Annotated in this window: 5 protein-coding genes; 2 read left to right on the top strand and 3 right to left on the bottom strand. The window is 43.3% G+C overall.

Annotated elements, in window-relative coordinates; translation table 11 throughout:
* The first annotated feature begins 88 nt into the window (after nt 1-88).
* Nucleotides 89-1234 carry a sensor histidine kinase gene (locus tag DMZ48_RS08235; RefSeq protein ID WP_143954642.1) on the top strand — a complete coding sequence of 382 codons (1146 nt, stop codon included), beginning with the start codon at nt 89-91 and terminating at the stop codon, nt 1232-1234.
* Nucleotides 1231-1599, top strand: a complete 369-nt coding sequence (locus DMZ48_RS08240; RefSeq protein ID WP_143954643.1) for a hypothetical protein — start codon at nt 1231-1233, stop codon at nt 1597-1599. Before DMZ48_RS08235 ends, DMZ48_RS08240 begins: the two co-directional genes overlap by 4 nt.
* Here DMZ48_RS08240 and DMZ48_RS08245 read toward each other — a convergent pair.
* From DMZ48_RS08245 to dnaE, 3 genes are all read right to left on the bottom strand, one after another.
* Complete coding sequence (locus DMZ48_RS08245) at nt 1583-1972, bottom strand: HIT family protein (RefSeq protein ID WP_143954644.1); 390 nt, start codon at nt 1970-1972, stop codon at nt 1583-1585. The two genes, DMZ48_RS08240 and DMZ48_RS08245, sit on opposite strands and share 17 nt — an antisense overlap.
* A gap of 89 nt (nt 1973-2061) precedes the next feature.
* Nucleotides 2062-2379 carry a thioredoxin gene (gene trxA, locus DMZ48_RS08250; RefSeq protein WP_143954645.1) on the bottom strand — a complete coding sequence of 106 codons (318 nt, stop codon included), beginning with the start codon at nt 2377-2379 and terminating at the stop codon, nt 2062-2064.
* A 141-nt stretch (nt 2380-2520) separates the two neighbouring features.
* Nucleotides 2521-6906, bottom strand: coding sequence for a DNA polymerase III subunit alpha (gene dnaE / locus DMZ48_RS08255; RefSeq protein WP_143954646.1), 4386 nt, complete (start codon nt 6904-6906; stop codon nt 2521-2523).
* Nucleotides 6907-7279: the final 373 nt, after the last annotated feature.

A 7279-nucleotide genomic window follows, 5' to 3' on the forward strand; every position in this document is an offset into this window, starting at 1 on the left:
AGACCCTCGAAAAAGTATTTTTCAACAACAAGACAATAAATTAACCGCTTTTACTTTATCTTTATGAAACTGGCATAGCATAAATTACATGAAGAAGATCACTCGTTGGATCCTTATAATTTCGTCTTTTATCATTGTTACCTCAATACTTACGAACACTTATGTGTTCTTTCAGCGCTTTAAAAAAGAGGAGCGGACAAAAATGAAGATCTGGGCTCAGGCTCAGGCAGAGTTCCTTCAAACTACAGATCTCGATAAGGATCTCGGCGACCTGACACTGGAAGTACTGAAAAACAACAACAGCACCCCTATGATCTATGTGGGGAAAGACGGGGAGATCCGAATCAATAATATTTCTGAAAAAAAAGCAGAAGATACTATCTACCTGCAGCACAAGATCGAGCAGTTCGGACAGGAAAATGCCCCTATTGAAGTTTTCTATAAGAATGATTTCTATGGTACGCTCTATTATGGAAATTCAGAAGTACTGACCAATCTGAAATATTATCCCATCGCACTCATTCTGATCATCGTTCTTTTCAGTGCCGTGGTCTATTTCTTCTATAAGACGTCCAAAGTATCAGATCAAAATAAACTTTGGGCTGGAATGGCAAAGGAAACCGCTCACCAAATCGGAACTCCGATCTCTTCTTTGCTGGGATGGACCGAAATTCTCAAGAGCGAAAACAATGTTAGTGAAACCATTACCGCAGAAATCGAAAAGGACATTGACCGTCTACAGGTGATCACCGATCGGTTTTCAAAGATAGGGTCTGTTCCTATGCTGCAATCCTATGATTTGGTTGAAGAAACAAGAAACACCTATGATTATCTGGTATCGAGAAGTTCCAAACTGGTGAACTTTGACTTTAAGACCAATTCTGAGAAAATATATGTTTTACTCAATTCGCAGTTGTATAGCTGGACCATCGAGAACCTCATCAAAAACGGTATCGATGCTATGAAGGGAAAAGGCGACCTGACGGTGGAACTGATTCAGGATAAAAAAGATATACGGATCAACGTGACCGACACAGGAAAAGGAATTCCAAAAAGTAATTATAACCGTATATTTGACCCGGGTTTTACCACTAAAAAAAGAGGATGGGGTCTCGGATTGTCACTGGTGAAGCGCATTATAGAAGATTACCACAAAGGTAAGATCAGGGTTCTCCATTCTACATTAGGAAAGGGAACAACCATGCAAATAATATTAAAAACAGCAGAAGAATGAAAGTCAGGGAAATTGAATTAAAATCTTCCAACCTTTCCAACAACTGTCCCGAATGTTTCTCTAACGACAGCCTGGAATTACGATTCTATCAAAAGTATATCGAAACCCCTTTTTTCAAAAGAAAGACCGCCGAAATCAGGGAAGAACTAACGTGTCATAAATGCAACACACTGATCTACCCGGTACGATACACCGAAGATATAGAAAGGGTACGCGATTTCTATTTTAAGACCATAGCCAACCCGAAAACAAGTTTTCGACTTACACGATTAAGCATGATCATCCTTTTCGCTATTGTGGTAGCCGGAATCGCGGCTTATCTTTTACTGAACAATCCGGAACTCTTTTCTAAAGCTCAGCCCTGATCGCTGCTGCGAGTTCTTCAAATTCTTCAGAAGACATAGCAACTTTGCTCTGAAAAGTCATTTCACTCATTTGATTCAACGGAATCAGATGCACATGTACATGCGGCACTTCCAGTCCTACCACAGCCACACCAACCCTTTTACAGGCCACTGCCTTTTCCAGTGCATGGGCAACTTTTCTGGAAAACTTCATCAAACCTACATATAACTCTTCCTCCAGATCGAAGAGCTTATTCACCTCCTTCTTTGGAATGCACAAGGTGTGTCCTTTAGCATTAGGATTGATGTCGAGAAAAGCGAAGAAATTTTCATCTTCAGCTATTTTATAACAAGGGATTTCACCGTTGATTATCTTCGTAAAAATTGATGCCATAACCTGTTGATCTTAGTTTACCAAAGGTATCAAAATAAAAAAATGCCCGGTGATCACCGGGCATTTTTTTATATATATCTGTGAGGGTATTACAACAGTTGATCCAGCGCATCTACATATGCGTTCTTTGGAGCAACTCCAACTTGTCTACCTACAACTTCTCCGTTTTGGAATACCAGTACGGTCGGGATGTTTCTCACGCCATATTTCGCCGCGAATTCCTGATTTGCATCCACATCAACCTTACCTACTACTGCTTTTCCTTCATATTCCTGACTTATTTGATCGATGATAGGACCTACCATTCTACAAGGTCCGCACCATGCTGCCCAAAAATCAACCATTACTGGTTTGTCACTTTTTAAGACTACTTCATCAAAAGTAGCATCAGTTATTTCTAAAGCCATTTTATTTAATTTTAGATTATAATTTGTTCATATTCAGACTGCAAATTTAGTCAATTTATTTGCGATTCCTTACACGCGTTATATTTGTTTTAACTATGCCACCATTTGATTTGACAATACCTTGATTTACAGAGACAAACATCAATTCAGCTTATAATGAACCTGATGTTCTTCCAACTCCGTAAGCAGTTCGCTGCAAATGTTCACTTTCTTACTTCTACTGGGCATTGTGATCATGATCTCCTCCTGCTGCCCATAGACTATAAAGTTCAGGATATGATCTCCGGAGTGCATAGTGAACAGGTCTTTCAGTTTATTTATCCTTTCCTGTACGATATCTTCCAATTGAATATGAATGGTCAGCTTTTTAGCATATGTCTCCATCACATCCTGTAATTGCATCATCGAATTAAACTGTACCCGGGGGTCGCCCCGTTTCCCGGTTTCTTTATTTGCCCAGCCTTCTTTAACAAAAGCCTTGATGAACACGAAAGAATTGATCATCAAAAAATGTCGTAATTTGAGATATTCTTCACCGAACATTCTGAACTCATACGTATCGTTATAATCCTCCACAGTAAATGCTGCCCATCCTTTGCCTTGCTTGGAAACCCGATGCTGCACATCACTGATCACACCGGCAAAGGCGAGTTCACGTCCGACATAGGATTCAAGATCATTGAAGCAAGCTACATTCGCATTGCAAAAACAATCGATCTCGGTTTTAAAATCATCGAGAGGATGGCCTGAAATATAGATTCCCACAACTTCTTTTTCACGCTTAAGCTTTTCCATGGTTCCCCAGGTTTCGCAGGCTGGAACCACGGGTTCCGGTATTTGAACTTCCGAAGCCTCACCAAACAGGGAAACCTGAGCGGAATTCTCATTTTCCTGCATTTTCGCTCCGTACCTGATCGCCTTTTCCAGGAAAGAAACTCCATCAGCTTCGGAGTGAAAGTACTGGGCACGGTGGGTGCCGGTAAAGGAATCGAACCCTCCAGCAAGAGCCAGGTTTTCAAACGCTTTTTTGTTGGCAGCTCTCAGGTCTATACGTTTAGCAAGATCGAAAACCGATCTGTATTTACCACTTTCCCGATGTTCTACAATTGTATCAACGGCGCCGCGCCCTACCCCTTTGATCGCTCCCATACCAAAACGAATGGCATTTTCCTTGTTTACCGTGAACTTATAATAGGATTCATTTACACAAGGTCCGAGTACCGGTATCTGTGAGCGCTTACATTCTTCGAGGAAGAAAGACACCTGTTTGATATCGTTCATATTATTCGAAAGAACCGCAGCCATATATTCTGCCGGGTAATTCGCTTTGAGATAAGCCGTCTGGTATCCGATCCAGGCATAACAGGTAGAGTGGGATTTATTAAATGCATAAGATGCGAAAGCCTCCCAATCTTTCCAGACCTTTTCAAGTACATCCCTCGGATGTCCATTGGCTTCACCACCATCAAGAAATTTCGGCTTTAATTGTTCCAGTAAGGCAAAGATCTTTTTACCCATCGCTTTACGAAGAACATCGGCTTCACCTTTTGTAAATCCTGCGAGTTTCTGCGACAAGAGCATCACCTGCTCCTGATAAACCGTAATTCCATAGGTTTCCTTCAGATATTCTTCCATCGCCGGAAGGTCATATACGATCTCCTCTTCACCATGTTTTCTCCGGATAAAAGATGGAATATATTCCAGTGGTCCCGGACGATACAATGCATTCATGGCGATAAGATCCGCAAATACCGTAGGTTTCAGATCCTTCATGTGCTTTTGCATCCCGGCGGATTCGTACTGGAATATACCAACGGTTTCCCCACGCTGAAAAAGTTCATAGGTCTTTACATCATCCAAAGGGATCTCATCGGGATTCAGGTCTAAACCGTGACGATATTTTATCAGTTTAACGGTATCCTTGATGAGGGTCAGCGTTTTCAACCCCAGGAAGTCCATTTTTAGGAGTCCTGCACTTTCCACCACCGAGTTGTCGAACTGAGTAACATAAAGATCGGAATCCTTGGCGATACTTACCGGCACGAACTTCGTAATATCATCCGGGGTAATGATCACCCCACAGGCATGGATACCTGTATTTCGAACAGAACCTTCCAGCACTCTCGCCTGATTTACGGTAAGTGCCTCCAGATCCTCACCGTCTGCAATATTCTTTAATTCATTAACCTTATCGATCTCTTCTGAACGAAGCTTATCTTTCAAGCCGGCATCATCCAAGGAAAAGATCTTACCGAGCTTCATATTCGGAATCAGTTTAGCGATTCTGTCAGCATCATGAAGCGGCAGGTCGAGTACCCTGGCCGTATCCCGTATAGAGGATTTCGCAGCCATGGTTCCATAGGTGATGATCTGTGCCACCTGATTCGCTCCGTATTTCTCGATCACATAATCCATTACCCGGCTTCGTCCCTCATCATCAAAATCGATATCGATATCGGGAAGGGATACACGGTCAGGATTCAGGAATCTCTCAAAAAGTAGGTCATAGGCGATCGGGTCCATGTTGGTAATTCCCAAACAGTAGGCAACGGCTGATCCCGCTGCCGAACCTCGACCGGGCCCTACCGAAACCCCCATATTACGGGCAGCAGCGATAAAATCCCAAACGATAAGGAAGTAACCGGGATATCCGGTCTTTTCGATTACCTGCAATTCGAAATCAAGTCGTTCCCGAACCTCATCGGTGATCTCTTCATACCGTTGTTTAGCCCCTTCATAGGTCAGGTATTTAAGATATTTGTTTTCCCCGCGTTTTCCGCCATCTTCATCATCCTCTGCAAACTGAAATTCTTCAGGAATATCGAACTTTGGAAGCAGTACATCTCTCGCCAGCTCATAGGGTTCCACCTTATCCACGATCTCACTGATATTCGTAATCGCTTCAGGCAGGTCTTTAAAGAGCTCTTTCATAGCATCCTGATCCTTGAAGTAATATTCCTGATTCGGAAGTCCGTAACGATACCCACGACCACGGCCGATAGGGGTATCTTTTTTCTCACCGTCCTTCACACAAAGAAGAATGTCGTGTGCATTGGCATTCTCTTTAGCTATATAATAGGTATTATTCGTAGCCACCAGTTTAACGTCATGCTTTTCTGCTAGGCGCACCAACACTTCATTGACACGGTTCTCATCTTCCTGATCATGGCGCATGATCTCCATATAGAGGTCTGATCCGAATTGTTCTTTCCACCAGATCAGTGCTTCTTCCGCCTGATTTTCCCCAACATTCAGCACCTTGGAAGGCACCTCACCATAGAGGTTTCCGGTAAGCACCATCACATCCTCTTTGTATTGTTGAACGACCTTCTTATCGATACGGGGAACATAATAGAACCCTTTCGTATAGGCAATGGAAGACATCTTGGCCAGGTTATGATACCCATTTTTGTTCTTTGCAAGGAAGACCACCTGGTATCCGTTGTCTTTAACCGACTTATTGGTATGATCTTCACAAATGTTGAAGGTACATCCCACGATCGGTTTAATGGGAAGTTCGGCCGGTTCTTCCCCTTTTTCGATTGCTTCTTTATGCTTAGCTTCCACCCCTTTGTTATACCCTCCGACTTCTTTTACGAAATGGAAGGCACCCATCATATTCCCGATATCGGTCATCGCAACTGCCGGCATCTTTGCTGCCGCAGCCGCTTTTACCAGATCAGCAACACTCGAGGTGGCCTGAAGAATCGAAAACTGCGTATGATTATGAAGGTGAGCGAACTGCGCTTCTGCGAGTTCTGCTATATTTTGACGGATCTCCTCTTTTGAGAGCGAAGTATCCGGTTCTGCTTTTTGCCGTTGCGCTCTGATCTTATCCGATTCCTTCTTCAGATTCAGGTGTTTGAGTCCGATCAGCGGAATGGTCTGCGGATTTTCCTGAGAGAAACGCTGAAAATAGTCAGGAGCCACATCGAGTTGTTCAATGGTAAAACCGTCTTCACGCCTGATCAGTTCAAAGAAACAACGGGTCGTTGCCTCTACATCGGCTGTTGCGTTATGCGCTTCAGCAAAAGGTTCCCCAAAAAGAAATTCATGTAATTCGGTAAGTGTGGGGAGCTTAAACTTCCCACCACGTCCTCCCGGAATCTGACATAGTAAAGCGGTTTCCTCCGTACAAGTATCCAGTACGGGCAAGGTTTCAATTTCCGTATCCATCCCGAGTCTGTAGAATTCAGCCCCCATGATATTCACATCAAACCCCACATTTTGTCCGACGATAAAACGCGTCTTCTTCATCGCTTCATGAAAAAGCGCAGCCACCTCTTCCAGGGACCTCCCCTGTTCTTCGGCCAGTTCGGTGGATATACCATGGATCTTTTCCGAATCATAGGGAATATTAAACCCTTCAGGCCTGATCAGAAAATCCTGATGTTCGATCAACCTCCCCATCTCATCATGGAGCTGCCAGGCGATCTGAACGGCCCTTGGCCAGTTATCCGTATCGCTAACAGGAGCATCCCAACGTTTAGGTAATCCGGTGGTCTCGGTATCGAATATCAGGTACATAGGTATTGATTTTGAATGATTTGAAGGTCATAAAGAAAATGACCCGACAATAAGGAAACTCAGTCGAACCCCACTGCAAAACATTACAGACAAAAAGATCTGTAACGGGATAAAAATAAGCAGAAATTCATCCTACCCCCAAGGATATTTTAAAGAGTTATCAACGAAAGAAACAACGTACAACAGAGCGGATCGTTTTTATATCTTAATCGCGATCGTCTATTCACCTATGGCAATGCGAAGCGAGCCCAAAAAAGGCAATGCGAAGCGAGCCAAAAAAAGGCAATGCGAAGCGAGCCCAAAAAAAGGCAATGCGAAGCGAGCCCAAAAAAAGGAGCAATGCGAAGCGAGCCCGTAAAGTCACTTAAGGGAG

Source organism: Robertkochia solimangrovi (assembly GCF_007279655.1).
In the GTDB taxonomy this organism is placed as follows: domain Bacteria; phylum Bacteroidota; class Bacteroidia; order Flavobacteriales; family Flavobacteriaceae; genus Robertkochia; species Robertkochia solimangrovi.